At 65.6% G+C, this 26,285-nt stretch carries 20 protein-coding genes; 14 read left to right on the plus strand and 6 right to left on the minus strand.

The features are described from left to right. Positions 1 to 140 precede the first annotated feature (140 nt). The 4 genes from Q319_RS0105490 to Q319_RS0105505 all read left to right on the plus strand — a co-directional run bounded on the left by Q319_RS0105490 (position 141) and on the right by Q319_RS0105505 (position 4,335). A complete protein-coding gene (locus tag Q319_RS0105490) occupies positions 141 to 938 on the plus strand; it encodes a nitroreductase family protein (protein WP_029481054.1) in 798 nt (265 codons plus the stop codon). A gap of 174 nt (positions 939 to 1,112) precedes the next feature. Then, a complete protein-coding gene (locus Q319_RS0105495) occupies positions 1,113 to 1,961 on the plus strand; it encodes a tetratricopeptide repeat protein (RefSeq protein ID WP_029481055.1) in 849 nt (282 codons plus the stop codon). Positions 1,962 to 2,046: 85 nt separating this feature from the next. Next, positions 2,047 to 3,513 carry a bifunctional ADP-dependent NAD(P)H-hydrate dehydratase/NAD(P)H-hydrate epimerase gene (locus Q319_RS0105500; RefSeq protein WP_029481056.1) on the plus strand — a complete coding sequence of 489 codons (1,467 nt, stop codon included), beginning with the start codon at positions 2,047 to 2,049 and terminating at the stop codon, positions 3,511 to 3,513. 78 nt (positions 3,514 to 3,591) lie between these two features. Further along, a complete protein-coding gene (locus Q319_RS0105505) occupies positions 3,592 to 4,335 on the plus strand; it encodes a DUF4388 domain-containing protein (protein WP_051655136.1) in 744 nt (247 codons plus the stop codon). 183 nt (positions 4,336 to 4,518) lie between these two features. On the opposite strand, the gene Q319_RS0105510 is transcribed toward Q319_RS0105505, so the two are convergent. Continuing rightward, entirely contained in the window at positions 4,519 to 6,210 is a 1,692-nt protein-coding gene (locus Q319_RS0105510) for a chloride channel protein (protein ID WP_029481058.1), read from the minus strand. Between the two features lie 211 nt (positions 6,211 to 6,421). On the opposite strand from Q319_RS0105510, the gene Q319_RS0105515 reads away from it, so the two are divergent. Continuing rightward, positions 6,422 to 7,045, plus strand: coding sequence for a superoxide dismutase (locus tag Q319_RS0105515; protein WP_029481059.1), 624 nt, complete (start codon positions 6,422 to 6,424; stop codon positions 7,043 to 7,045). A gap of 586 nt (positions 7,046 to 7,631) precedes the next feature. Here Q319_RS0105515 and Q319_RS0105520 read toward each other — a convergent pair. After that, positions 7,632 to 8,771 carry an NAD(P)/FAD-dependent oxidoreductase gene (locus Q319_RS0105520; protein WP_029481060.1) on the minus strand — a complete coding sequence of 380 codons (1,140 nt, stop codon included), beginning with the start codon at positions 8,769 to 8,771 and terminating at the stop codon, positions 7,632 to 7,634. 308 nt (positions 8,772 to 9,079) lie between these two features. Between Q319_RS0105520 and Q319_RS0105525 the strand changes: the two genes are divergently transcribed. From Q319_RS0105525 to Q319_RS0105545, 5 genes are all read left to right on the plus strand, one after another. Then, complete coding sequence (locus Q319_RS0105525; protein WP_029481061.1) at positions 9,080 to 9,574, plus strand: (2Fe-2S)-binding protein; 495 nt, start codon at positions 9,080 to 9,082, stop codon at positions 9,572 to 9,574. A 113-nt stretch (positions 9,575 to 9,687) separates the two neighbouring features. Next, on the plus strand, positions 9,688 to 12,090 hold the full coding sequence (locus Q319_RS0105530; RefSeq protein WP_029481062.1) for a xanthine dehydrogenase family protein molybdopterin-binding subunit: 2,403 nt from the start codon (positions 9,688 to 9,690) through the stop codon (positions 12,088 to 12,090). A 95-nt stretch (positions 12,091 to 12,185) separates the two neighbouring features. Beyond that, complete coding sequence (locus Q319_RS0105535) at positions 12,186 to 12,980, plus strand: FAD binding domain-containing protein (RefSeq protein WP_029481063.1); 795 nt, start codon at positions 12,186 to 12,188, stop codon at positions 12,978 to 12,980. 158 nt (positions 12,981 to 13,138) lie between these two features. After that, positions 13,139 to 13,612, plus strand: a complete 474-nt coding sequence (locus tag Q319_RS0105540; RefSeq protein WP_029481064.1) for a (2Fe-2S)-binding protein — start codon at positions 13,139 to 13,141, stop codon at positions 13,610 to 13,612. Continuing rightward, positions 13,609 to 15,792: a xanthine dehydrogenase family protein molybdopterin-binding subunit gene (locus Q319_RS0105545; protein WP_029481065.1), complete on the plus strand. Its 2,184-nt coding sequence runs from the start codon at positions 13,609 to 13,611 to the stop codon at positions 15,790 to 15,792. Before Q319_RS0105540 ends, Q319_RS0105545 begins: the two co-directional genes overlap by 4 nt. A gap of 12 nt (positions 15,793 to 15,804) precedes the next feature. Here Q319_RS0105545 and Q319_RS0105550 read toward each other — a convergent pair whose 3' ends face one another. Continuing rightward, on the minus strand, positions 15,805 to 16,251 hold the full coding sequence (locus Q319_RS0105550) for a TlpA family protein disulfide reductase (protein ID WP_029481066.1): 447 nt from the start codon (positions 16,249 to 16,251) through the stop codon (positions 15,805 to 15,807). A 44-nt stretch (positions 16,252 to 16,295) separates the two neighbouring features. Between Q319_RS0105550 and Q319_RS0105555 the strand changes: the two genes are divergently transcribed. Further along, positions 16,296 to 17,063 (plus strand): ABC transporter substrate-binding protein, encoded by a 768-nt coding sequence (locus Q319_RS0105555; RefSeq protein WP_029481067.1) that lies wholly within the window; start codon positions 16,296 to 16,298, stop codon positions 17,061 to 17,063. Between the two features lie 210 nt (positions 17,064 to 17,273). Here Q319_RS0105555 and Q319_RS0105560 read toward each other — a convergent pair whose 3' ends face one another. Together Q319_RS0105560 and Q319_RS0105565 are read right to left on the minus strand one after the other, a co-directional pair. Then, a complete protein-coding gene (locus Q319_RS0105560; RefSeq protein ID WP_029481068.1) occupies positions 17,274 to 17,801 on the minus strand; it encodes a hypothetical protein in 528 nt (175 codons plus the stop codon). A 228-nt stretch (positions 17,802 to 18,029) separates the two neighbouring features. After that, on the minus strand, positions 18,030 to 19,901 hold the full coding sequence (locus tag Q319_RS0105565; protein WP_051655137.1) for a hypothetical protein: 1,872 nt from the start codon (positions 19,899 to 19,901) through the stop codon (positions 18,030 to 18,032). A 227-nt stretch (positions 19,902 to 20,128) separates the two neighbouring features. Between Q319_RS0105565 and Q319_RS0105570 the strand changes: the two genes are divergently transcribed. Further along, on the plus strand, positions 20,129 to 20,470 hold the full coding sequence (locus Q319_RS0105570) for a hypothetical protein (RefSeq protein WP_029481070.1): 342 nt from the start codon (positions 20,129 to 20,131) through the stop codon (positions 20,468 to 20,470). Between the two features lie 65 nt (positions 20,471 to 20,535). Here Q319_RS0105570 and obgE read toward each other — a convergent pair whose 3' ends face one another. Then, positions 20,536 to 21,876 (minus strand): GTPase ObgE, encoded by a 1,341-nt coding sequence (obgE, locus tag Q319_RS0105575; RefSeq protein ID WP_029481071.1) that lies wholly within the window; start codon positions 21,874 to 21,876, stop codon positions 20,536 to 20,538. A 590-nt stretch (positions 21,877 to 22,466) separates the two neighbouring features. On the opposite strand from obgE, the gene uvrA reads away from it, so the two are divergent. Both uvrA and Q319_RS25375 read left to right on the plus strand, forming a co-directional pair. Beyond that, positions 22,467 to 25,505, plus strand: coding sequence for an excinuclease ABC subunit UvrA (uvrA, locus tag Q319_RS0105580; protein WP_034413962.1), 3,039 nt, complete (start codon positions 22,467 to 22,469; stop codon positions 25,503 to 25,505). Further along, positions 25,502 to 26,272 carry a hypothetical protein gene (locus tag Q319_RS25375; protein WP_051655138.1) on the plus strand — a complete coding sequence of 257 codons (771 nt, stop codon included), beginning with the start codon at positions 25,502 to 25,504 and terminating at the stop codon, positions 26,270 to 26,272. Before uvrA ends, Q319_RS25375 begins: the two co-directional genes overlap by 4 nt. Positions 26,273 to 26,285 lie beyond the last annotated feature (13 nt).

A 26,285-nucleotide genomic window follows, 5' to 3' on the forward strand; every position in this document is an offset into this window, starting at 1 on the left:
GCGTGGCAATGCAGGCAACGGAAGAGGAGCATTTCAATTTCCAGAGAAGTGCAGAGTGGAAAGAAGAAGCTGATCCGGGCACCAGCGGGCTGTAGGAATTGCTTTTCTTCGCCGCCCGCGTGACCGCTATGCTGCTCCCCATGCCCGCAACCCTGTCCACCCAGAGTGCCTCAGAAGTCACCGCGTTCTACGATGCCCACCGCACCGTCCGCCAGTACGTGACCGCTCCCGACGGCTCCCCGCTGCCGCTGCCCGCAGACCACCTGGAAGCCATCCTGCACGCCGCCCAGCGTGCGCCCACCGACGCCACCGCGCAACTGTATTCCCTCGTGCGCCTCACCCGCCCGGAGGTCCGCGCCCAGATGGTCACCCTGACCACCAACGCGCACATTGCCACCGCTTCTGAAGCGTTCGTGGTCTGCGCCGACGTGCGGCGGGTGGCGCGGGTGCTGGAGGTGACCGGGCAGACGCCGGGGCACTGGCCCGCCATCGCAGTGCATTTCGGCATCGGGGACGCGGTCATGGCCGGAACCAACCTGCTGACCGCCGCCGAGATGCTGGGCTACCAGGGCTGCTGGATCGGCGGCGTCATGAACGGACTGGACGGCATTATCGATCTGCTGGAGCTGCCGCCCGGCGTGCTGCCCTTCGCCGCGCTGACCATCGGCCAGTCCGCCGAGGACACGCCCCGCCGTCCCCGCGTGCCGCGCCCGCTGGTGATCCATACCGACACCTACCACGCGGGCACCGACGAGGACATCCGCGACGCTGTGGACGTCATGAATCCCATCGCGTCCAGAAACGGTCAGCCCGGCGACTGGGCCAGACTCATGGGGGCCTATTTTGCCGTGGGCGGCGGCATGGAGGGCCGTGAACCCCGGCTGGTGGCGGCCCTCAAACGCCAGGGCATGTGGTCTGGTGAGGCTTCTCTGGATTGACGGAAGAGGCGGGGCGCGTCGTCCGGTGAAGGCGGCATGTCACTTTTTGTGCGGTGCCAATCCGAAAGGAGCAGCATCTCGCCGCCGATTTGATGCGAAATGACCGCCCCGGTACAGCCGGAATGCGAGGCCCACACCCCTCCCTCTGTCCTTTCCGGCCTATCATCGGCACAGATGTCTGATCCCGTCCAGTCCGCCAGCAAACCTCCTGTTCAGCCCACTGCCGATCCCGCCGCCCTGCCCGATCTGGGTGACGTGATCCGCGCTGGGGAGTGGCGGCGGGCGTTGGCCGTCTCGCGCATCAAACAGGCAGAACCCGAGATTCAGGAGGCGCTGGAGGCGGTCTTCCGCTTTCAGGAAACGGTGCGGGCGCGGCGCTATCCCTCGGCGCGGCGGGCGCTGGCCGATTACCGCGAGGCGCTGGCCGGGAAAGCCGACGCCGCCGAGCTGAGCGTGCTGCGCCGTGCCGCCGATCCAGACGCGCTGGGTGCGGCGCTGGACGCCCTGAGTGCCCATCTCAAGGAGCCGGACCCGCAGGTGCTGGCCGCCGGGCTGGCCCCTGCGCTGGCCCAGCCGCTGACCCGCGCCGAGGCGCTGAACATTCAGGGCGTGCTGCTGGCCTTGCAGGAGGAAAGCGCCGGGGCCAGAACCCACTTTGAGGAGGCGCTGGAGGCCGACGCCGGGCATTACCGCGCGCTGACTAATCTGGGCAATCTGGATATCGAGAACGGCGATTATGCCGGGGCCGAGGTCAAATACCGTGAGGTGATCCGCCTGAATCCTGACTACGACGGCGGCTGGCACAACCTGGGTGTGGCGCTGCGCCGACAGGGCAAGATGGCCGAGGCGGTGCGCTCGATCCGGCGCGGCCAGCGGCTGGGCATGAAGCGCTCCAAGGAGGACACCGACGCCGAGGTCAAGGCGCAGTTCGCGGGCAATCCGCTGTTCAAGGGCCTGCGCTGGGTGCTGATCGCTGTGGTGATCCTAGTGCTGTTCCTGGCCCTGCGCGGTGCGGTGACGTAGAGAACTTCCCCATGTCAATGGGCACAGGCGCTGTCTTCTGATGAATCTCTAGAACAGTGACGGGGCGAGTGCGCTATAAGCGGGCATGAGCGAATTTATCCTGAGTCCAGAGGGCGCGCGGCGGGTGGATGCCCGCCTGGAGCGTGCCGGGCTGCTGGATCTGGCGATGGAGGAGGCCGGGCGAGCGGTGGCCGACGCCTTGCAAGCCTCCTTTCCAGACGGTCCGGTGCTGCTTCTGGCCGGGGGCGGGGCCAATGGGGGAGACGCCCTGGTGGCCGCCCGTCATCTGCTGGCGCTGGGCCGGACGGTGCGTGTGCTGGCCCAGCCCAGTAAGCATCCCCTGACCCGTCTGAACCGCCGACGCCTGCGGGCCGTGGGCGGCGAGGTCCAGCCCCTGAATCCGGCCTCACTGCGCCGCGCCTCCGTAGTCTCCGGGGTGCTGGTGGACGGCCTGCTGGGAACGGGATTTGTGCCGCCGTTGCGCCCGGCTCTGGCAGAGCTGATTGAAGCGCTGAACGCTGCCCATGACGCGGGTTTGCCAGTCTTGTCCATCGATCTCCCCAGTGGCCTGGACGCCTCCTGTGCGGACGCGGCAGGCCTGAGCGTGCGCGCCGACATGACGGTGACATTCATGGGATTCAAGACGGCCTCGCTGTTTGGCGAGGCAGCCACGCGCTCAGGCCGGGTCACGCTGGCCCCGCTGCGGGTGCCGCGCGACTGGGTGCGTGAGGAAGCCCTTGGCAGTCGCCCTGATGATCTGGACGTGGCCACGCTGCTGCCCGTGCGAACGGCGGGCGCACATAAGGGGACGGCGGGGCGGGTCTGGATCGTGGGCGGCCACCTCGGCACGGTGGGGGCGGCGGCGCTGGCCGGGCTGGGTGCGCTGCGGGCCGGGGCGGGACTGGTCACGGTGCATTCGCTGGCCGATGTGCCGCTGGTTACCCCTGAACTGATGGTCAGGCAACACACGAACTGGGATCAAGCCCTGCCCGAACTGCGCGACTCTGGCCTGCCCGATGCTGTGGCGCTGGGCATGGGCCTGGGGCCGCAGGCCGTGCAGGTGGCCCGCGAGGTGCTGGCCTGGGGCATCCCCACCGTGCTGGACGCCGACGCCCTGCATCCCGAACTGGCAGGTCACGGCCACCCGCAATGTCTGTGGACCCCGCACCCCGGCGAGGCGGCGCGGCTGCTGGGGCTGGGCACTCCAGAGGTCACGCGCGATCCGCTGGCGGCGGCGCGGCGCTTGCAGGAATTGCTGGGCGGCACGGTGATTCTCAAGGGTGGTCCCAGCGTCGTCGCCTCAGCCCACGCCCTGAGCGTGTCGCGCGGCGGCCATCCCGGCATGGCCTCGGCGGGGATGGGAGACACGCTGGCGGGTGTTCTGGCGGCGCTGCTGGGCCAGGGTCTGAGCGCCGCCGACGCCGGGGTGGCCGGAGTCCGGCTGCACGCCCGCGCGGGTGAACGGGCCGCCAGAGTGCGTGGCTACGGTCTGATCGCCAGCGACGTCTCTGATGAGCTGGGGGCCGCGTGGCTGGACCTGAAGCAGTCGTAGGAAGCACTTTGATGAAGCTTCCCCCAGGCTCCCAGGTGCGAGAGCCGTAAGAAAGACAGTGCTAACTTGTTCACATTGATGCAGGGACTTCTCGAGGACCTACCACTGCTGGGCATTCTGGAACTGATCCACACCACGCGCCAGACGGGCGTGCTGGACGTCCAGGCCGAGGTGCCGTATACCGTGACCTTCGTTTCCGGCGAGATCATCTCGGGCGGCATCCTGGACTGGATGGGGCTGGACGCGCTGTACGCCAGCCCGCTACTGCCGGAAAGCGGCACCTTTGACTTCACGCACCGTCCGGTGGCGGGGCAGCCGCTGGGACCCTACGGCCACCTGACCACCGACTGGGCGCGTGTCAGCGACGAGTGGGAAAAGGTCTGCGAGGCCATCATCAGCCCCAGCCGCTGCTTTCAGGGCGACCTGTTTCCTTTCAGCGGCCAGAACGGCAGTTCGGTGCGCGGCGCGGCCCGCGAGCTGGATATTCCGGTGTTCCAGGCGGCGCAGATGGTGGTGGGCGCGCTGAAACAGGGACGGCTGTGGCCGCTGGACCGCTACGAGTGGTACCGGCTGCGGCTCCAGCCTGCCGGGCCGCGCGCCAAAGTTCATCCCGTGGCCCGCCACCTGAACGGCAAGCGCACGCTGGGAGAGGCCACCGGGGCGGGTCTGCCCCAGCACGACGTGCGCGATTACCTGCTGAGCGAGTTGCGTCTGGGCCTGCGGTTTCCCGGCAGCGGCTGGGTGCTGCGCGATCTGGTCTGGGAGCAGAAATATGGGCAGGTCGCTGTATCCGCTCCGGCCCAGCATCCCCTGCCGCGCTGAACAGATGCTTTTTCGCTGGCAAGGCGTGAGGGTTGCCACCTAAATCGTCATTGAAATCCAATTTGGAGCCTTTATCAAGTGGGTGGCGTGATGCGGAAGCATTTCCACGCAGCGAGCGAAACCTTCACGCTTTGATCGGGCTGATACTTCACTGCCTGTTATGCGCCATTCCCAGAGAAAAACTCAGGCCCCCGGCAGCCTGAGCAGGCCCTCCAGTGCGGCGTAGGCGTCTGGGCGGGCCAGGAAGACCAGTTCGTCGTCGGTGGTCAGGCGCATTTCCGGGTGGGGCAGCCGCACCGTGCCGTCGCGGACAAGACCCACCACCTCTACCCCGGGCGGTAGGCTCAGCAGTTTCAGGCGTGCGCCGCGCCAGCCTGGCGGCACCACCCGGCGGTACAGTTCGCGCTCACCAGAGGGCACAGAAGACAGATCGGGCAGTGCCTCGGCAGATGGCGTGGAAAGCCCGTCATACGGAACAGCGGGCGCGTCCTGGGCCGTTTCCGGGGAAGGGTCCACGGCGCGGCGCGGGATAAAGCGCACCGAGTCGGGCAACTGGGCCAGACCGCCGATCAGTCCCGGCCCACCCTGATGCACGCCGCTCTGTGCGCGGGAGGTCACCTGTCCTGGCACCAGCCCGCCCGTGCCGCTCAGGACGTGGGCCAGTCCGGCGGCCAGCAGCGCGCTGGGCAGCAGGGCCTCGCCGCCCCAGGCCACCGCCAGCAGCGTGGCCGCCAGCGGCACGTTCAGGGTCACGGTCAGGTAGGCCACCAGCCCGATCAATGTGGACAGCGCCGGGTCCACGCCCAGCAGGCTGCCCAGCCCCGCGCCGATCAGCCCGCCCACCCCCACCGAGGGCAGCACGCCGCCGCCGAAAGCCAACCGTGCCCCCAGCGCCAGCAGCAGCCAGCGCCACGCGCCTGCCACGCCGCCGCCCGCACCCACAAAATCCGACACGCCCAGTTGCACCCAGCCGCTGCCGTCGCCCAGCACGGCGGGGGTGCCGTAAAAGGCGACAGCGGCAGTCAGCAGCCCGAACAGCCCGCCCAGCAGCGGGCGCAGTTTGCCACTGGCCCAGCTTTCGGGAACGGCGCGCACGGCCAGCAAGGAGAGCCACCCGGCCAGCGTGGCGGCCAGCGCCACCCCCAGCAGCGCTGGAAGCTGGGCTGAAGACGGCACCCCCAGCATCGGCACGCTCAATAGCGGCGTGAAGCCAAAGGCCAGTCCGTACACCGCTGTTCCCGCCACGGCGGCCAGCACGCAGGGCATGACCACCTCGAACTCGAACTCGAAGCGGCGGTACAGCACTTCGGCGATCAAGACGGCGGCAGCCAGTGGCGCATGCAGCACGGCCCCCAGCGCCGCCGCCGCCCCGGCCAGGGTCAGCGTGCGGACCTCCACGGCGTCCAGCCGCGTGAAGCGCCCCAGCAGCCGCGCGCCCAGTTGCCCGGTGATGGTAAAGGCCGAATCCCGGCCCACCAGCAGGCCCGTTCCGTAGGCCAGGACCGTGGCCAGCAGCGTGCGGAACTGGATCAGCGGCGCAGCCCACTGCCCGCGCGCGTGGTAACCGCGCACCAGTTGCCCCAGCGCGTCTCCCGCCGCCGCAGGCACCAGCCAGGCGTACAGCGCCCCCACCACCGGTAGCGCCAGCAGGCCCCACGGCAGCGCGTCGCCAAAAGCCATCAATAGGCCGCCCTCGCCGGGGGTGCCGGGCGGCGCGTACCCGATGACAAGCGCGCCCAAACGCAGCACCGCTTCCAGCAGCAAGCGCAGCAGAATGCTCAGGCCGCCCACCAGCGCACCCACCAGCACGCTGAGGACCACCACCCGCCCCGTTTCCAGACGGGTCAGCACGGCGCGGGGAAAGGGTGAACGCATACGTGGCCCATGCTAGAGCAAAGTGGCCGTGGGCGCTCCTGCTGGTGTTTTCCAGAGCGGTCACGGAGAGCCTCTCATTTTAGGATCGCCTAAAACTTCATGGTCTCTCAGGTTTGTGAAAGCGGCGCGTAAGCTGAAGCCAAGTTTTTCCGATGGGAGTGCGCGCGCCGTGCGTGACCTCCAGCTTCGGCTTGCAAGGAGCAACCCTGTTATGGCTTACCAAGTTCCCCCCCTGCCCTACGCTTACGACGCCCTGGCCCCCCACATCGACACCCGCACCATGGAAATCCACCACGACAAGCACCATCAGGCGTACGTGGACAACGCCAACAAGGCGCTGGAAGGCACCGAGTTCGCCGATATGCCCGTCGAGGAACTGATCACCAAACTGGACAGCGTGCCCGCCGACAAGAAGACGGCGCTGCGCAACAATGCGGGCGGCCACGCCAACCACAGCCTGTTCTGGAGCGTGATGGGACCGCAGGGCAGCACGCAACCCGACGGCGAACTGATGACCGCCATTGAGGGTGCCTTCGGTTCTTTTGAAGACTTCAAGAAGAAGTTTGAAGACGCCGCCAAGACCCGCTTCGGCAGTGGCTGGGCATGGCTGGTCGTGCAGGGCGGCAAGCTGGCCGTGGTCAGCACCGCCAACCAGGACAGCCCCCTGATGGGCGAGGCGATCTCCGGCACCAGCGGTACCCCGGTCCTGGGTGTGGACGTGTGGGAACACGCCTATTACCTCAACTACCAGAACAAGCGTCCCGACTACCTGGAAGCGTTCTGGAACGTCGTCAACTGGGATGAAGTCGCCAGGCGCTACGCCGCCGCGAAGTAAGCATCTTTCATTGAAAATGCCCCCTGGCCGACTCTGGCTGGGGGGCATTTCGTGATGATGAGCTTCCGATCTACAACGGCGGTGGGGAGCATGGTCAGGGATGTGGAGGAGGCTCTCGTTCACTCTCCGAGCGCGCTGGTCCGAAGCCATGCACTTTAGTGCAAGTCTTTCAGACATGCGCCGTCACAGCACACCGAAAGGCTGAACGGTAAGGAGAAAAACGGTGGCGTCTCAGCAGCAAATTGAGCCAATTGAGTGCCGCCCCGGAAGGTCAACCACTGTGGCGTTGACGGCGACTTTCAGTCGCTCCCAAACCCCTGCACTTTCAGTGCAGGGTCGTTTAGTAAAAGCCGAAGATCGGCGTCAGCACGCATAAGAGTCAGTTGGCAGCCAGTTCCATGCCAACGGAACTGAATCTCCAGACTGCCCGCAGATTTCCCCCTGTCTGTGCGAATGCATGAGGCGGCGCGGGTGGATGTGCGAGCCGCCGCCGACACCTGGGGCTTTCCGTGGTTGGAAGATAGGCGCATCTGACCAAAAAAAGCCCTCTCCGCAGGGGAGAGGGTTGGGTGAGGGGTCTTCAAGCTCAGTCGATGCTGGCCCGCCAGCGCCACTCGCTCGCGCGCTTCATGACGTGGGCGATGCCGCCCGTGATCGCCAACTTCTGGTTCCACGGCAGCTTCATCCAGCCCACGGCCATTAACCCGCCAAGGCTCACGAACTCACCCAGGGTGGTGGGTTCGTAGGTCTCAATTTCCTCGCCCCTCGCCAGACGCATCAGGTTCTTGCCCGTCAGACGGCCCTGTTGCCCGGCGTGCTGGGCGGTGGTGGGGACGGGTTTGCCTTCCTGATTCAGTGCCAGACCCATATCACCGATCACGAACACTTCGGGGTAGCCCCTGGCGCGCAGCTTGTCGTCCACGGCCACGCGCCCGCCAGGGCCTTTCTCCAGCTTCTCGCCCTTCAGGATGTCGCGGGCCTGAATGCCGCCGGTCCAGATGATTTTGCCTGCCGGAATGATCTTCTGCTCGCCGTCGGGGGTCTGCACGGTCACGGTCTCGGCGGTGGCCTGCATCAGGCGGTGGCCGGTCATGACATGGATGCCGTACTCCTCCAGCGTGCGCTGGGCCTTGCCGCGCAGGGCGTCGTCCAGCACGGGCAGGATCTTGGGTCCAGCTTCCACCAGATAGATGTTCATGGGAGGCAGGCCGCGCGCCTTGCTCAGCAGTTCGGCGCGCTGGGCCAGTTCGGTGACCAGTTCCACGCCGGTCAGGCCCGCGCCGCCCACCACGATGTCGCGCACGCCCTTGAATTCACCGCTGTAAGCCCGGTTGACGAAGTTGAAGATGTCGTCGGCGTCGCTGAGCTGCTTCAGCTCGCTGGCGTTCTCGGCCAGACCGGGGATGCGGTAGAAGTTGGTCACGCTGCCCAGGCCCACCACCAGGGTGTCATAGGTCAGCACGCGCCCGTCTTTCAGGGTGACCTCGCGCTCGTCGAGATTGACCCCCTCCACGCTGGCCTGCTCCAACTCCACGCCGGTGCCGCGCAGCAGCGGGGCCAGCGGCAGGGTCACGCGCGTGTTGTGTGCGGCGGCCTCGTGCAGACGGGTTTCAAAGGTATGGAAAGCGTTCTGCTCGACCAGCAGGGATTCCAGACCAGCGTAGGGCTTCATTTTGGTGGCGACGGCCAGACCTGCATAGCCAGCACCGAGGATCAGGGTTTTCATCGTCATGCTCCTGTGAACGAATTCACGAGTTGAAGTACTGGCCAGTAAACCAGCGTTGAGCAATTGTACACCGTCTCTGAGACAGAGCTGTACCCCGGGCAACCGTTGTCTGACCATCTGGCCTGAACTGCACGGCCCTGTCCAGCAGCCAGGGCCATGCAGGTGGGCGCTGGAGTACAGCGCGGCCCCCGCGTTGTGTGCTTGAATATGAACGGTCAGACAATCCAGACAAGACGCCACCGGCTGGCGTCCGCCCATTTTTATCCGGCATCTTCACTCACCTGAGCCAGCTTCGGCAGGAGGCACCCATGAACGTGACCGTCAACGTCAACGGCAAACCCTACACCCGTGATGTGGAACCCAGGACGCTCCTCGTCCATTTTCTGCGCGAGGACCTGCTGCTGACCGGCACGCACGTCGGCTGCGACACCAGTCAGTGCGGGGCCTGCACCGTGCATATCGGCGGCGAGGCGGTCAAGAGCTGCACCGTGCTGGCTGTCCAGGCCGATGGACTGGACGTGAAGACCATCGAGGGCATGGGCACGCCCGGCGACTTGCATCCCCTCCAGACCGGCTTCTGGGAAAAACATGGCCTGCAATGCGGCTACTGCACCCCCGGCATGATCATGGCCAGCGCGGAACTGCTCAAGCACAACGCCAACCCCAGCGAGGAAGAGATTCGCTACCACCTGGAAGGCAACTACTGCCGCTGCACCGGCTACCACAACATCGTTAAGGCCGTGCAGCACGCCGCCGAGATCATGGCGCAGGGTGAGCAGGCGGGACAGGCAGCGGACGACTAGAGGGTTGATGGTCAATGGTTGATGGGTGATGGAAAAAGCCCAAGCAGTCAACGGTCTTCAGCTTTTCATCAACCATCTACCTTCAACCATCAACATTCTCGGAGGGAAACAAGATGACCAGCAACTCAGGCGAATCCAGAACCGACAAGTATTTCGGACAGGCCCTCAAGCGCAAGGAAGACCCGCGTTTCATTACTGGCGCGGGCAATTACACCGACGACATCGTGTTGCCGGGGATGCTGCACGCCGCGATGGTCCGCAGCCCGTACCCGCACGCCAAGATCAATGGGATCAACAAGGACAGCGTTCTGGGGATGCCCGGCGTGGAAGCAGTACTGACCGGACAGGACATCGTGGACGCAGGCATCGGCAGCATTCCGGTGGGCTGGCTGCTCCCGGAACTCAAGACGCCCGCGCACCCGGCGATTGCGCTGACGGAAGCCAACCATGTGGGCGACATCGTGGCGGTCATCGTGGCCGAGACCCGTGCGCTGGCCGAAGACGCCGCCGCCATGCTGGAAGTGGATTACGAGCCGCTTCCGTCCGTGGCTTTTGCTGGAGCAGCCATTGCCGAGGGTGCGCCCGTCGTTCACGATGACGTGCCGGGCAACGTGGCCTTCAACTGGGAAATCGGGGACGCCACCGCTGTTCAGGAGCAGTTCAACGTCGCCCATAAGACGGTCAAGCTCAAGCTCAAGAACCAGCGGCTGATCCCCAACGCCATCGAGCCGCGTGCCTCGCTGGCGCAGTTCACCCCGGCCAGCGGCGAGTATCTGCTGTACACCACCTCGCAGAACCCGCACATTCACCGCCTGATTCTGGCGGCGTTCGTCATGAACATCCCCGAACACAAACTGCGCGTGATCAGCCCGGACGTGGGCGGGGGCTTCGGCAGCAAGATCTTCCAGTATCAGGAAGAGGTCATCATGCTGCTGGCCGCCCGTCTGATGGGCCGCCCAGTCAAGTGGACGGCGCGGCGCAGTGAGGCGTTCGTCAGCGACATGCAGGGCCGCGATCACGAGACGGAAACCGAGATGGCCGTGGACAAGGACGGCAAGATGCTGGCCTTCCGCGTCAATACGCTGGCGAACCTGGGCGCGTACCAGACGCTGTTTGCGCCTGCCGTGCCGACGTACCTGTACGGCACCCTCTGCAACGGCGTGTACAAGCTGCCCGCCGTCCACGTCAAGGTGCAGGGCGTCATGACCAACACCGTGCCAGTGGACGCCTACCGTGGCGCGGGCCGCCCGGAGGCCACCTACGCCGTGGAGCGCACTGTGGACGCGATGGCCCACGCCATTGGCGAGGACCCTGCCGAGTTCCGCCGCAAGAATTTCATCCAGCCCGAGGATTTCCCGTACCAGACGCCTGTTGCTCTGGTCTACGACAGCGGCAATTACGAACCCGCGCTGGACATGGCCCTCAACATGATGAAGTACCAGGAGTTGCGTGCCGAGCAGGAACGCATGAAGGGCAGCAACAAGATTCTGGGCGTCAGCGTGATCAGTTACGTGGAAGCCTGCGGCCTCGCGCCGTCCGCCCTGGTAGGCCAGTTGGGCGCGCAGGCCGGGCAGTGGGAAAGCAGTCTGGTGCGCGTGTATCCCACAGGCAAGGTGGAATTGTTCACCGGCTCGCACAGCCATGGGCAGGGCCACGAAACGGCCTTCCCGCAGATTGCCGCCGACGAACTCCAGATTCCGATTGAGGACATTGACCTCGTTCACGGCGATACGGGCCGGATGCCCTACGGCTGGGGAACCTACGGCAGCCGCTCGGCGGCGGTGGGCGGCAGCGCCCTGAAGGTGGCGTTGCAGAAGATCACCGCCAAGGCCAGGAAGATCGCCGCGCACCTGCTGGAAGCTTCCGAGGAAGACGTGGAACACGAAGGGGGCGTCTTCCGCATCAAGGGTGCGCCGGACAAGTCCAAGACCTTCTTTGACGTGGCCCTCATGGCGCATCTCGCGCACAGCCTGCCCGACGGCATGGAGCCGGGGCTGGAGGCCACCGCCTTCTACGATCCCAAGAACTTCGTGTACCCGTTTGGCACGCACATCGCCGTGGTGGAAATCGACACCGACACGGGCAAGGTGGACCTGCGCAACTACGGCTGCGTGGACGACTGCGGTCCTTTGATCAACCCCCTGATCGTGGAGGGGCAGGTCCACGGCGGCATCGCCCAGGGCGCAGGTCAGGCGCTGTGGGAGGAAGGCGCTTACGACGAGGAAGGCAACCTGCTGGCCGCGTCCTACATGGAATACACCATGCCGCGCTCTGATGATCTGCCGATGTTCCAGATCGACCACACCGTGACCCCCAGCCCGCACAACCCGCTGGGCGTCAAGGGCATTGGCGAGTCGGGAACGATCGCTGGCAGCTCTGCTGTTGCCAACGCCGTGCTGGACGCCCTGTGGGTGGAGTGCGGCATTGAACACATGGACATGCCCTACACCGCCGAGAAGGTCTGGAAAGCTATTCGGGCCTCGCGTGCGGGGATGGGACAGGCAGCGGACGATTGAAGTGGTTGATGGTCAATGGTAGATGGGAAAAGATTGACCCTCTGCCGTTTTCCATCAACCATCAACTTTCAACCATCAACCTTCCCGGAGGGAATATGTATCCAGCCAATTTCGACTATCAGAAAGCCGCCAGCGTCGATGACGCTATCAAAGCCATGTCCGACAACCCGGAGCTGAAAATCATTGCCGGGGGGCATTCGCTGCTGCCCGCCATGAAACTCCGGCTGGCCCAGCCGCCCGCGCTGCTGGATATCTTCAATCTTGAAGAGTTGAAGGGCATCAAGGAGGACGGCGATTTCTACGTGGTGGGCGCGATGGTCACCCATGCGGACGTGATGCGGAGCAAAATCCCTCTCTTTCCCGAAGTGGCGGGCTGGGTGGGTGACCCGATGGTGCGGAACCGTGGGACCATCGGCGGGTCACTGGCGCACGCCGATCCCAGCGCGGATTACCCGGCGGCAGCGTTGGCAACGGGCGCGGAATTTGTCATTCGCGGCATGGGCGGCGAGCGCACGGTGGGCGCGGACGAGATGTTCCTGGGGATGTTCGAGAGTGCCGTGGAAGCGGGCGAACTCCTGACCCACATCCGTATCCCTAAAGGCATCAGCTCAAGCGTGTACGAGAAATACCGCCATCCGGCCAGCCACTACGCCATCGTGGGTGTGGCGATGGCCCGCCATGCCGACGGCCAGATTCGCGCGGCCTACACCGGGGCGGCAGAGAAGGCGGCGCGTCTGCCCAAGCTGGAAGAACGCCTGAACGCCGGGCAGGACGCTGGAACCGGGCTGGTGGAGGGCGCAGACATGCTGGGAGACCGCTTTGCCAGCGCCGAGTTCCGCGCGCATCTGGTGGACGTGCTGTCGGACCGGGCCGCCAAACGCCTGGGCTGAGGGGCATTTTCCTTCCCACAGAAATCATGTCCTGAGCAACACGGCAAACCTCATGTTCCCCTTTCCGCCGTGAAAGGGGACTTTTTTTGCCTGTTTTGCAGGGCAGCGCCCCCTCCTTTTGGCCCTCTCCCGTTATGTTGGGTCCACGGAGGTGGCCCATGCAATTACAGGTCAACGGAAAGACGCGGCAGGTCCAGCGCGAGGACGAACTGCTGCTGTGGGTGCTGCGCGACGAGCTGGGCCTGACTGGCACGCATTACGGCTGCGGCATCGGCATTTGCGGCAGTTGCACCGTGCTGGTGGACGGACAGGTGACGCGCAGTTGCCTGACCCCTGTGGCGAGCGTGGCTGGAAAGGCCGTGACCACCCTGGAAGGGCTGGCGAAGACTGGGCGAGGCGGCGCGGTGACGCTGCACCCCGTTCAGCAGGCGTTCGTGGAAAATCCGTTGCAGTGTGGGTGGTGCCTGCCAGGACACGTGATGTCGGCGGTGGCGCTGCTCAATGCCAATCCTGCGCCCACGCCTGAGCAGATCGACGACAGCGCGGGCATCAACCTGTGCCGCTGCGGGGGCTACAACAACGTGCGGAAGGCCGTGGCGCGGGCGGCAGAATTGAAGCGGGGCGGTTTGTGAGTACCCTCAAACCCAATAAGGTCCTTCGCAAAAAGGTCACGCGCCGCCGGGTGCTGATCGGGCTGGGCACCACGGCGGGCGTGCTGGTGGTGGGTGTGCCGCTGGCGCTCAACGCGGGCCGCCCGGCGCTGGTGGAGTATGTCGTGGAAAACGGCACCGGGCCGCAGGAAGCGCCCTTCAATCCAGACCTGTGGTTCGAGGTCACGGCCAGCGGCATCACCTTCTACGTCCCCAAGATGGAGATGGGCCAGGGCATCCACACCGCGCTGGCGCAGATCGCCGCCGAGGAACTGGAGGTCAAGCCTGAGCAACTCACGGTGAAACAGGCCGATACGGCGCGTGGATACGCGGGCGGGACCATGTTCACCTTCGGCTCCAACTCGGTCAATGCGCTGTACACGCCGCTGCGTGAGGCCGCCGCCACGTTGCGCGAACTGCTGCGCGAGGAAGCGGCGCGGCAACTGGGTGTGCCAGCCAAAAACCTGACGGCGGCGGGCGGGCAGTTTTTCATCGCGGGGCGGCGCGACACCCTGAGCTACGGCAAAGTCGTGGAGGGCAAGCAGGGCGAGTGGACGCTGCCCGACAAGCCCGCCCGTCTCAAGGCCCGCAAGGATTTCAAGCGCATTGGCAAGGCCATGCTGCGTGTGGATTTTCGGGACAAGGTGATGGGCCTCAGCTCCTACGGTTACGACGCGCGGGTGGACGGGATGCTGTACGGCGCGGTGGCCCGCCCACCCCGCTACGGTGCGACGCTGGCAGCGGCCTCGGCGGGAGGGGCGTCCGCTCAGCCCGGCGTGAGCAAAGTGGTCATCGACTTGAAGGCCAACTTCGCGGGCGTGGTGGCCGACAGCCGCACCCGCGCACGCAACGCCGTGAAGAAACTCGATCTGCGCTGGGAGGGCGGCACAAACGTCAATCAGGCTGAGATCGACGCGCAGGTCAGGGCTGGGGCGGGCGTCGTGGTGCGCCGCCGGGGCAATGTCGGCGCGGCGCTGAAACAGGGCACGCGCATCGAGGCCGAGTACAGCACGCCGCTGGCCGCGCACGCGCATCTGGAACCGCTGGCGGCTCTTGCTCAGGTGGCACCGGGAACGGACGGCAAAATTGAGGTCTGGACCGCCACCCAGTACCCGCAGAAGGTCATGGACGACATTCGCGCCGCACTCGGCAAGGACCGCGAGATTCTGCTGCATCCCACGCAACTGGGCGGCGGCTTCGGGCGCAAGGCGGGGCAGACCGCCGCCGTGGAGGCCGCGCGTCTCTCGGCGGCAACCGGAAAGCCGGTGCATGTCGGCTGGACCCGCGAGGAGGATTTGCAACAGGCGTTTTTCCGTCCGCCATCACACCACATCCTGCGCGGCAGCGTGAGCAGCGAGGGGCGCATTCTGGGCGTGGAACAGTTCACGGCCAGCGGCGACATCATCTGGCCCGCCAGCATGCCGGAATTTGTCAAGGACACCATCGGCTTCGATCCAGGCGGCATCCTGGGCCTGTTCATGCCCTACGACATCCCGGCCTACCACGTCACCAATCGGCGCGAGGCGCTGCCCGTCCCCACGGGCTTCTGGCGCGGGCTGGGCGTGTTTCCCAACACGTTTGCGGTGGAAAGTTTTGCCGACGAACTGGCGCACGCGGCGAAAATGGACCCCCTGGACTTCCGCTTAAAGAATCTGCCGGACACCGAGGACGGCCAGCGGCTGCGCGCCGTGCTGGAGCAGGTGGCCATCCGCTCGGGTTGGCGCACGCCACCCCCCGCAGGTCGGGCGCGCGGCATTGCCTGCGGTCTGGACGTGAACACTGCCAGCGCGCAGGTGGCCGAGGTTTCGGTGGAGAACGGTCAGATTCGCGTCCATCGCATGAGCGTGGCCGTCGATCCAGGCATGGTCATCAACCCGCAGGGCGCGAAGATGCAGGCCGAGGGTTCGGTGGTCATGGGTCTCAGCTCCACCCTGCATGAAGTATTGACCGTCAAAGGCGGCATGATCGAGTCAGCCAACTTCGACACTTACCCGCTGCTGACCCTGCGCGAGACGCCGCAGATCGATGTGGACCTGCTGGAAAGCGGCGACACGCCCTACGGCATGGGCGAACCGGTCATCGGCCCGGTGGGCGCGGCGGTGGCGAACGCGGTGTTCGCGCTGACCGGCCAGCGGCTCCGCGATCTCCCCCTGCGGCTCTGAATCCAGTCCGGCCTATTCCTCCAGCAGCCGTTCTTCCAAAAGATAGTGCAGGCGGGTCTGGGAGTTGTCCTGGCTGCCGTACACGCTCCGCAGCAGTTCGCCGCCGGGGGCGAAGGCCAGCCAGTGGGGCGTGCCCTCGGTCTGCCACGCGCGGGCCAGATCGCCGGATACGTCCAGAGCGACGGGAAACGGCAGCTTGGCAAAGTCGCGGGCAAACTTGACCAGTGTCGGTTCGACATCTTCACGCGGGAGGGGGCGGTGGCCGTGGCTGGTGTGAACGGCCAGCAGGTTCACGCGTTCACCGAACTCGGCGTGCAGCCTCTTTAAAAAGGGGATGCCGCGCGACACGCAGCCCGCGCATTCCAGGTTGAAGGTCATCAACAAACCGGGGCGCGTCCAGTCGGCGGGCGGCGGAAGAGGTTCGCCGTAAATAAAGTCAGCGCGGGCAGGCCAGTCCATGCAAAAGAGGCTAGCGCGCCGGACCTGCGCCGTATTCTGTCCCCATGAAACGCGCCCTTCTGCTTGCCGTGGCTCTCGCCGCCTCCACCTTATCTGCCGCCGGGGCCACCACCGTCGCGGAGGTCAAGAAAAAAGGCGTGCTGGTGCTGGGCACCGATCCCACCTTCGCTCCGTTCGAGTTCAAGGACAAGACCGGGCAGATCACCGGCTTCGATGTCGATATCGCGCGGGCGGTAGCGAAAGACTTGGGCGTCAAGCTCCAGATTCAGGCGGTGGGCTTTGGGGCATTGATGCCGCAGTCGGTCACGTCCGGGCGGGTGGACATGGCCATGAGCGCCATCACCATCACCGCCGAGCGGGCCAAAGTGGTGGCCTTCAGCAACCCGTATTACCGCAGTGCCCAGGTCTTTATCGTCAAGGGCGGCAACCCAGGCAAGTTCACCTGGCCCGCCGACGTCAAGGGCACCGTCATAGGGGTGCAGGCCAACACCACTGGGCAGTATGTGGCCGACGACACGCTGAAGCCCAGGGGAGCGGCGCTGAAGGTCTACGACGACTTTGCGGCGGGGCTGGCCGACATCCGGGCCGGGCGGATCGCGGCCCTGATCGGCGACGCGCCCACCGTGACCGACCTGCAAAAGCGCCTGCCTGGGCAGTTTCAGCAGGCAGGCAAGGATCTGGCCGCCGAGGACTACGGCATGGTGTTTGCCAAAAACAGCGATCTGGCCGCCGCCGCCAACAAGACGCTGGCCCGAATGAAAGCCAGCGGCGAGTACCAGAAACTGCTGGACAGGTGGATCGTCCAGAAGTAGGGGTTTTCAGGCGTCTGTAGGCAGAGGAGAGCGTCGTTCAGATTTTTCAGCATCGCCCCAATTGAAGCCTTCGCTGGGCAGCGTCATCGGGCTGTCTAGCTCTGAATTGAACGCGTCCTCTGCTCAGTACAAAAAATCTGGAATCCTTCTGAGCGCAGACCGCGCGGAGAAGGATTCCAGACCCTATGGCCGTTGGTTTCTGGTTGAGAATCAGTTCAGGCGGACGCTGTTGGTCAGGTTGCGGATCACGGCTTCGTTGCGCGAGTAGTCCTTGACATTTCCGGCAATGGTGACCACCAGCATGCGGCCCCCGGCACTGGTGACCATCAGCTCACGGCGCAGGTCGTCGGCCTGACTGGGCGTGGTGAAGACGAACTGCGCCCATGGCGAGCCGCCCATCTGCACCAGACTGGCCTTGAGGGTTTTGACATTGGGCACCTGCGCGCGGATCACGGCGGGAAACTGGGCCACCAGCTTTTCCACCTCGTTGGAGGCCAGTTTGCTGGTCCGCCACTCGAAGGCCACACTGACCTTGCGGTCCTCGGTCATGAAGACGGCGCTCGGGCGTCCTGCCGCTGAGGGAAAGGCGGCACGGATCCCAGCCTGATTCAGCGTCAGGAGTTTGGCGTTGGGTTCCACTGAAAGCGGCAGGCTGTCCAGCTTTACCGGCACAGCCTGGGCCTGGCCTGGAGTTAACAGACCCACCAGCAGGGTCACGGTCAGAAGAGGACGGATCATTTCGTCGTCAACCCTAACCTCCCCGCCCCAGGAGCTTATGAGTCGGCTGTGAGGAACGTGCGGCGGCTCATCAACAGTCAATCATTTTCGGCAATTTGAAGGGCTGTTCGCCGTCTTGAGGGGCGTACATTTCGGGCCGATCTGCTCCGTTTCCATATTTTCGCTCAAGCTTCCGGGCAGGAGGGGCGCGAAATCCGTTCCGTTGTCTGGCGCGTCTGTCACTGCCTCTCAGTGTGGGCGGCTGGCCGTTTCTGGTCTGTCGCTGGGCGATTCGTGTGTAGGTGGCGCGGCAGCGGACAGCCAACCGTCGTGGCGGGCCAGGATCAGGCTGAAGCCCGGCCCACGTGTCACGGTCAGGTCTTGCAGATTCAGTGCCGGATGCCCGGGCAGCAGCGCCGTCCACTGCCCACGGAAATCGCGGCGCAGGGTCACGGCCCGCGCGCCGAAGTGCAGGGTCAGCGGGGGATCGTCGCGCAGTTCCACGCACAGGGCGGTGCCGTCTTCGGGCAGGTCCACCCGGCTGTGACGCAGGGCGCTGGGTGGGGTTTCCAGGTGATGCGCGGCCACCATGAGTGCGGCGGCCAGATGCCCGGTCAGGGGGCCATTCAGGCCCAGGGGCTGCGCTGCGTCGTGGATGGCCTGCTGGATGCCCGGAGTGCTTCTCTGGGCCAGCAGTCCGCACAGGATCTCGGCCCCCTTGCGGGCGAAGTTGTGCAGTGCGTCCGGGGCAGCCCCGGCATAGCGGGCCGCGCTGCTGGCCGACACCGAGTCCGCATCGACCCGGCCCACGCGCAGCAGTTGAGCGGCGGCGCGGGTCAGGCGCAGCGCCGCGTAGTCATTGGCGGGGTCCAGCAGCAGCGCGATCACGCGGCCCAGTGAGGTCAGCCGGGTCAGGTCTTCCTGCGGCCCGCTCTGGGCGCGCAGCAGCAGATACGAGCCGCTCACGAACGCCCGCAGTCGGGTCTGCGGCAGCTCCAGCGTCAGGCAGCGTTCGGTGGCCTCGGCGTGGGGCCGCAGCAGCGCGATCTGTTCCCCGGCCTGAAGCTGCCACTGCGTGCCCAGCGACTGCCAGCGGAAGTCGGTGCCGCGCCAGTGGGTGCCCTCGCCGCCGGGAAGCCGGATCATCAGTTCGCTGGCGGCGTCGTCAGGAGTGTCCAGAGCGGTGCCCGGCTGGGCGGCGTACAGCACGCTGTGCTGGGGAACGCCGCCCAGGGTGGTCTGCGGGCCACTGTTCAGCAGCGGCTCCAGGCTGTGTGCCAGCGCCCGCGCGGCCTCACGGATGGCCGGACGCTCACGCGGGTCCCTGGGGGCCGGATGCAGGGTTCGCAGCGCCTGGATCAGCGTGTCCCTGGCCTGCGGGGCCAGCGGCTCGCGCCCGGCGGCCTCCACCCTGGCCTGCAAGACGTCCTCATCCGGGTGGCGCGGAAAGGGCACCTCGTGAACCTGCGAGAGGGCCAGTTCCAGCCGCCCGCGTCCATCCGCTTGCACCAGCAGGGCGACGACGGCCTCGGTCAGCACCTGCAAGACCTGGGGATTGTCCAGATCGGTCAGGGGATCGCGCACGGCAGGCACCGGGAAAGACACCTGCCCGGCCAGCCCCGCCTGTCCGGCCCGCTCGGCATTTTCCAGCGCGGTGTACAGCACCCGCAGAGTCAGCAGGCTGGGTTCGCGTTGCCAGATGGGCAAGTAAGCGCGCAGGGTGGCGTGGGCCGCGTCCCCCCAGGCCAGCAGATGCAGCTCCTGCCACGCCCGCGACTCGGCGGACTCGCCCCCCAGCGGAGCGTCCCACAGGGTGGGCGGCGGCGGCACGGTGGCAGGCTCGGGCTGCTGTAGGGGCCGGGCCGATTTGCGGTGGGCCAGGTATTCCCGGTCCGCTTCCAGCAGTCTTCGGTGCAGGGCCGCCTCCAGCGGAGCGCCCAGCAGTTCCTCCCGCAGGTCCGCCAGCGAGCGCCGCCCGCCGCGCGGCACCCTGCCCTGAAGGGTATCGGCCACCCGGTACTCGTACAGTTCCACCAGTTCGGCCCAGCGTTCCCCGCCCGCCCCTGAACGGGTCACGGCCTCGCCAGCTTGTGGGCTGTGCCCCGGAGAATTGCGTGTCATACGCCGGTCCAGAGGGTTCGGCTCCCGGCTGTGGCCCCGGCGCAAAGAGCATGTGCAACGGCTTCCCGCATCTTGCCCCTACTATGCACCGAAGGGTCATACAAAATACTGTCCGGGTTGTGGGTCAACTTCCGGCCCTGCCCTGTGGCCCAGGCAGGTCCGAAGGGTTTCTTGAGTTGGGGAGACAACACACCTTCTCCTCGCGGTGCGGGGTGGCACGGTGGGGCATGGCTGACATCGACCTCTCCATCCCCAAAAAAGTTCAGAGCAACGCCAGAAAAGCGCTGGAACTGCGCGACGAACACGGCTTCGGCGGCACCGAGGTCGGCGAACACATGGCCGATCAACTTGCAGGAGGCGGTCAATTGACCGAGGACGAGGTGCGCCACGTTTCCCAGTATTTCCCGCGCCACGCCGGGGACAATCTGGACGAGACTGGTCAGGGCAATGAGAAGCCTTCGCGTGGGTACATCGCGTGGATGCTGTGGGGCGGAGATGAAGGTAGAAAGTGGAGCGAGGGCGTGGTAAAAAAGCTGGACGAGCGGGATGAGAAGGCGAAGAACGGCTGAGCAGGGCGAAAAACAAGCGGGGGCTGGAGCGTTCGATTCGCCCCAGCCCCCACTATGTTTCATGGTCAGTTCTTCTCGGCCTCGTCGTCGAAATATTCAAAGCGGAAGCTGCCGATTTCCACAGTGTCGCCCTCGCGCGCCCCGGCCCGCCGCAGGGCGGCATACAGCCCCTGGCGCTTGAACACCCCACCCAGGTACTCGGCGGCGTCTTCCATGTAGCGCGTGAAACGTGCGATACGTGCCTCGAATCCCCCGCCCTGAACTTCCCACACACGCTCGTTCTCGCCCGTGGTCACGATGCCCACGCCTCTGGCGGGTGCGTCTTCGCGGAAGGTCACGGTCAGTCCTTCCTCGCGCACCTCGTCGGACTCGATTTCCAGGGCGTTCTTCTGCGCCCACAGTTCGCGGTCTGGCATCATCTGGAACAGCGTTTCGCGCAGCATATCCAGCCCGTTGCCTTCCTTTGCACTCACGCGCAGCACGGGCAGGCCAAATTCGGCCAGCTCGTCTTCCACCATCACGCTCAGGTCTTCGTCAACCAGTTCCACCTTGTTCAGGGCGATCAGGGCGATGTTTTCCAGCAGGACGGCGTCATAGGCGCGCAGCTCAGCCTGAAGCTGGCGCAGTTCCTCCACCGGGTTGCGGGTCACGTCCAGCACGTACACAAGCACGCGCGTGCGGCTGATGTGGCGCAGGAATTCCAGTCCCAGCCCCTTGCCCTCGCTGGCCCCCTCGATGATGCCGGGAATGTCGGCCAGCGTGAAGCGCTCCTCGATCTGGGTGCCGTGTTCATCGCGCCGGTCCACCACACCCAGAATGGGCGAGAGGGTGGTGAACGGGTACTCGGCAATGGCCGGATTGGCCCGCGAGAGGGCCGCCAGCAGGCTGCTTTTGCCCGCGTTGGGATAGCCCACCAGCCCCACGTCCGCGATCAGGCGCAGTTCCAGGCGCACCCGGCGCTTTTGCCCCGGCGTGCCCAGCTCGGCAAAGCGGGGGGCCTGCCGCGTGCTGCTGGCAAAGGTGCTGTTGCCGCGTCCGCCGTAGCCACCGCGTGCAATCACCTTTTCCTGGCCCACGCGGATCAGATCGGCGATGACCTTGCCGCTGTCCTCGTCGAAGGCGGTGGTGCCCACGGGCACATCGATGTAGATGTCTTCGCCGTCGCTGCCCTGCCGCAACCGGCCCTCGCCGTACGCGCCGTTGGAACCCTTGAACTTGCGGCGGCCCAGCAATCGTTCCAGCGACTCCACGCCCTCGATGGCCCGCAGGATGATGCTGCCCCCGCGTCCGCCGTGGCCGCCGTCCGGCCCGCCCTTTTCCATGTATTTGGCCCGGTGGAAACTCATCGCGCCGTCGCCACCATTGCCCGCATTGACCTCAATATTCAGTACATCCCGAAACGCCACAACCCAACTCCTTTGCACGGTTTCAAACCCGGTAAAAACCGGTCTGACCGTCTATCCGCAGCCCTCAGCGCCCTCATGCCCGCATCTGGTGCGGACGCGGCGCTGGGACCGCAACATCAAAGCAGAGCTTATCAGGCGGCAGGGAGATGGGGGGGAGGGTGCAGGACAATTGGGCGAGTGGGATGAATGGGTGGCTGCCACGGCTTAACCCCTCTGCTCCGCAGCTTTGCAAGTCCGCCCCTCCGGGGCATCTCCCCTTAGAAGGGAGGCAAGGAGATGGCGTGTGGCACGACAAATCGCGCCTCTTTGCTCCCTTTGAGGGGAGCTGGCAGCGAAGCTGACTGGCTGGCACAGCTCCGCAGGAGAGGGGTTAACCGTGGCAGCCACCCATTCATCCCAGCCGTCATTTACGCCAACCCCTGACGACATTTAGAGTCCCTTTCCCGCCCTAGTTCCAACCCGCCCTGACCTGATAGAATATCCCGTTTCAGAGCGGAGGAGAGGCTATCCCTTACGCATTAGACAGAATCTTGAGCGGCCTGATTTGACGTGCTGGCCGCGCTTTTCTTAAAAGTCAAGGAGCGATCCTCTTGCAAAATAACTTAGTGGTGCGCGGCGCGAAGGAACACAACCTTAAAGACATCACCGTGGAGCTGCCACGCGATCAATTTATCGTGATCACCGGCGTGTCGGGCAGCGGTAAAAGCACGCTGGCCTTCGACACCATCTACGCCGAGGGCCAGCGCCGCTATGTGGAAAGCCTGTCGGCCTACGCGCGGCAGTTCCTGGGCCTGATGGAAAAGCCGGACGTGGAGAGCATAACGGGTCTGTCTCCGGCCATCTCCATCGATCAGCGCACCACCAGCCACAACCCGCGCAGCACGGTGGGCACCGTCACCGAGATTCATGATTACCTGCGTCTGCTGTACGCCCGCGTCGGCACGCCGTACTGCCCGGTCTGCGGGCGCAAAATTGAGAAACAGAGTCCCAGCGAGATCACGGACCGCCTGATCACCGAATTTGCCGACAAGCGCGCCATCCTGCTGGCCCCGGTGGTGCGTGGGCGCAAGGGCGAGTACCGCAAGCTGTTCGGCGATCTGCGGCGCGAGGGCTATGCCCGTGTGCGGGTGGACGGCACCCTCTACGAGCTGGACGAGGCCGAGAAACTGAAGCTGGAAAAGTTCGAGAAGCATGACGTGGACGTGGTGATTGACCGCGTGACCCTGCGCGAGACGGACCGCAGCCGCATTGCCGAGAGCGTGGAGCTGGGATTACGCCGGGGCGAGAGCCTGCTGCGCGTGCTGATGCCCGATGGGGGCGAGGGCGGCGAGGCCCACGAGGAGCTGTACTCCGAGAAGTTTGCCTGCCCCGAACATGGCAGCGTGCTGGAGGAGCTGGAGCCGCGTTCCTTCTCCTTCAACTCGCCCTACGGCGCGTGCGGCGATTGCGCGGGCCTGGGCACCAAGAACGAATTCTCGGCAGATCTGGTCATTGATGACAAGCTGAGCATCGCAGAGGGCGCGATCCTGCCCTGGAGCAAGAAGGGTACGGGCGGCGGCGTGTACTACTGGGACAAGTTGCAGGCGCTGGCCGAGCATCTGGACTTCAGCCTCAAAACGCCGTGGCGTGAGCTGCCCGCCACCGCTCAAAAAGCCATTCTGCAAGGCCCCGGCCAGCCGTTCGAGGTGGTTTACAAGCGCGGTGGCAAGGAAACCATGCGCTTCATGACTGAATTCGAGGGTGTGATCGTCAATCTGGAGCGCCGCTACGCCGATACCGAGTCGGAGTTCATGCGCGAGAAGCTCGAAGAACTGATGGAACTCAGCCCCTGCCCCACCTGCGGCGGCACGCGCTACAAGCCCGAGATTCTGGCGGTGAGGGTGGGTGGCCTGAACATCGCGCAGGTGGGCGGCATGAGCGTGCTGGAGGCGGACGCCTACTTCGGGCAGTTGCAGGACGGCGAACTCAATCACGACGCCATCGCCCCATACCTGAAGGGCCATGTGGGCGGCACCGCCCGCGCCCACGCGCCCCGGCAATACGAATACGTGCAGAACGCCTTTGGCGCAGCAGTGTCCGTCCCTGTGCTGAAGGCCATCCGCACCCGCCTGAAATTCATGGTGGACGTGGGGCTGGACTACCTGTCGCTGGACCGCACCGCCAACACACTTTCGGGCGGCGAGGCGCAGCGCATCCGCCTTGCCACGCAGGTCGGGTCTGGCCTGACCGGGGTGCTGTACGTGCTGGACGAACCCAGCATCGGGCTGCATCCCAAGGACAACGGGCGTTTGATCGGAACCCTCAAGAACCTGCGCGATCTGGGGAACACGCTGCTGGTGGTAGAACACGATGAGGACACCATGATGGAGGCCGACTATCTGGTGGACATGGGGCCGGGGGCAGGGGTCCACGGCGGCGAGGTGGTGGCCGTGGGCACGCCGCAGGAGGTCAGGGACAACCCCAACAGCCTGACCGGCAAATACCTGCGCGGCGAGCTGAAAATTGACGTGCCGGAGAAGCGGCGGCGCGGCAACGGCAAGAAGCTGAACATCTATGGGGCACGCGAACACAACCTGTTGAACGTGGACGCCGAGATTCCGCTGGGCATCATGACCGTCGTCACTGGCCCATCTGGCAGCGGCAAAAGCACCCTGATCCACGACATCCTGCACGCCACGCTGGCCCGCGAACTGAACGGCGCGAAGACCACTCCCGGCAAATATGACCGCATCGAGGGCATGGACCATCTGGACAAGGTCATCGAGATTGACCAGTCCCCGATTGGCCGCACACCGCGCAGCAACCCGGCCACCTACACCGGGGTCTTCACCGAAATCCGTGACCTGTTCACCCGCACCAACGAGGCGCGGCGGCGCGGGTATCTGGCCGGGCGGTTTTCCTTCAACGTCAAGGGCGGGCGCTGCGAACACTGCAAGGGCGACGGCGTCATGAAGATCGAGATGAACTTCCTGCCCGACATCTACGTGCCGTGCGAGGTCTGCAAGGGGGCGCGTTACAACCGCGAGACGCTGGAGGTCAAGTACAACCACAAGACCATCAGCGACATTCTGGACATGACCGTGGAGGACGCGCACGGCTTCTTCGAGGCGATTCCAAATATCGAGCGCAAGATGCAGCTTCTGCTGGACGTGGGCCTGGGCTACATGCGAATCGGGCAGCCCAGCACCACGCTGTCGGGCGGTGAGGCGCAGCGCATCAAACTGGCCTCCGAGCTGAGCAAAAGGGCGACGGGCAAGACCATCTACATCCTGGACGAACCCACCACCGGGCTGCACTTCGAGGACGTCCGCAAGCTGATGGAAGTGCTGGACCGGCTGGTGGAGGGCGGCAACACGCTGGTGATCATCGAACACAATCTGGACGTGATGAAGCGCGCCGATCACATCATCGATCTGGGGCCGGAAGGCGGCGTGCGCGGCGGCACCATCGTTGCCACCGGAACGCCGGAGGAACTGGCCGCGCATCCCACCAGCTACACGGGTGAATACCTCAGCCGGGTGCCGGGAATCGTGGCGGCGAAGCCGAAGAAAGAGGAGCGTGAACTGGTCCTCGCGGCCCCCGCGCGCAAGCCGCGTGCCAAGCCCCGTGATAAGAAGGGGGCAGCATGACCAAACCGCCCGCGCCCGAGCAGTCTGATCCGCACCCTGAAGCTGTCCAGCCGACGGGGGGGCAGGCGGCGTCTGAAGTCACCTCCTCGGCGGCGGCAGACGTGGACCGGACGGTGGTGGCGCGGCCCCCTGCGGACGCTGCGGTCAACCTGTCGAAACCTTCCGGCGGGGAAGCGGACGTGGGACGCCCGTCGCCCGCCCGCGCCGCGCCGCCGCTGACCCCCCTGCCCAGCCGGACCGAGGAGGAGCGCCCGCACCGCGCCCGCTTTCTGACCTTCCTGCGGCTGCTGGGCGGCTGGGCGGTGCTGGGCGTGCTGGCCTACGCCATGTGGACCCCCGGTGAGTGGCAGAACAGCCTGCTGGTGTGGGTCTTCCTGGTGATCCTGGCCGACGAGTTCGGCGGGTGGTTCGGCTACCTGGGGCTGCTGCTGGGTGGACTGGGCTACTTCAGCCCCTCGGTTCCCCCGGCGCAGTGGCTGATCATTCTGCCGCTGGTGGGCGGCGCGCTGATGGCCTTGCTGCTGGTCAAGCATTCCGGGGGGGTGCTGGTGTTGCCCTTTGCCGGGCTGCTGTTCGCCGGAACGCTGCTGGCGGTGGCCCGCTTCGGTCCCAAGTTCGATCCCACCCTGAAACTGCCCTCCAACGACACGTTCCTGCGCTCGGCCCTGATCGCCATGCTGGCGGGGCTGGCCTTTAGCCTCGTGCGTCAACTGATCGGGCTGTGGCTGCGGCGGCGGCAAGGTGGGCGCGCGGGTGTTCCCGCCTGATCCTCCCCCTGCA

The sequence above is a fragment of the Deinococcus marmoris DSM 12784 genome, from assembly GCF_000701405.1.
Lineage (GTDB): Bacteria > Deinococcota > Deinococci > Deinococcales > Deinococcaceae > Deinococcus > Deinococcus marmoris.

Bases quoted from the DNA above. Each gene is read 5' to 3' on its own strand.
- Q319_RS0105520 (WP_029481060.1), bottom strand. From the start codon at position 8,771: ATGAAAACCCTGATCCTCGGTGCTGGCTATGCAGGTCTGGCCGTCGCC.
- Q319_RS0105505 (WP_051655136.1), top strand. From the start codon at position 3,592: ATGCAGGGACTTCTCGAGGACCTACCACTGCTGGGCATTCTGGAACTG.
- Q319_RS0105540 (WP_029481064.1), top strand. From the start codon at position 13,139: ATGCAATTACAGGTCAACGGAAAGACGCGGCAGGTCCAGCGCGAGGAC.
- Q319_RS0105525 (WP_029481061.1), top strand. From the start codon at position 9,080: ATGAACGTGACCGTCAACGTCAACGGCAAACCCTACACCCGTGATGTG.
- Q319_RS0105535 (WP_029481063.1), top strand. From the start codon at position 12,186: ATGTATCCAGCCAATTTCGACTATCAGAAAGCCGCCAGCGTCGATGAC.
- Q319_RS25375 (WP_051655138.1), top strand. From the start codon at position 25,502: ATGACCAAACCGCCCGCGCCCGAGCAGTCTGATCCGCACCCTGAAGCT.
- Q319_RS0105570 (WP_029481070.1), top strand. From the start codon at position 20,129: ATGGCTGACATCGACCTCTCCATCCCCAAAAAAGTTCAGAGCAACGCC.
- Q319_RS0105530 (WP_029481062.1), top strand. From the start codon at position 9,688: ATGACCAGCAACTCAGGCGAATCCAGAACCGACAAGTATTTCGGACAG.
- Q319_RS0105550 (WP_029481066.1), bottom strand. From the start codon at position 16,251: ATGGACTGGCCTGCCCGCGCTGACTTTATTTACGGCGAACCTCTTCCG.
- Q319_RS0105510 (WP_029481058.1), bottom strand. From the start codon at position 6,210: ATGCGTTCACCCTTTCCCCGCGCCGTGCTGACCCGTCTGGAAACGGGG.
- Q319_RS0105555 (WP_029481067.1), top strand. From the start codon at position 16,296: ATGAAACGCGCCCTTCTGCTTGCCGTGGCTCTCGCCGCCTCCACCTTA.
- Q319_RS0105495 (WP_029481055.1), top strand. From the start codon at position 1,113: ATGTCTGATCCCGTCCAGTCCGCCAGCAAACCTCCTGTTCAGCCCACT.
- Q319_RS0105500 (WP_029481056.1), top strand. From the start codon at position 2,047: ATGAGCGAATTTATCCTGAGTCCAGAGGGCGCGCGGCGGGTGGATGCC.
- Q319_RS0105565 (WP_051655137.1), bottom strand. From the start codon at position 19,901: ATGACACGCAATTCTCCGGGGCACAGCCCACAAGCTGGCGAGGCCGTG.
- Q319_RS0105560 (WP_029481068.1), bottom strand. From the start codon at position 17,801: ATGATCCGTCCTCTTCTGACCGTGACCCTGCTGGTGGGTCTGTTAACT.
- Q319_RS0105515 (WP_029481059.1), top strand. From the start codon at position 6,422: ATGGCTTACCAAGTTCCCCCCCTGCCCTACGCTTACGACGCCCTGGCC.
- Q319_RS0105490 (WP_029481054.1), top strand. From the start codon at position 141: ATGCCCGCAACCCTGTCCACCCAGAGTGCCTCAGAAGTCACCGCGTTC.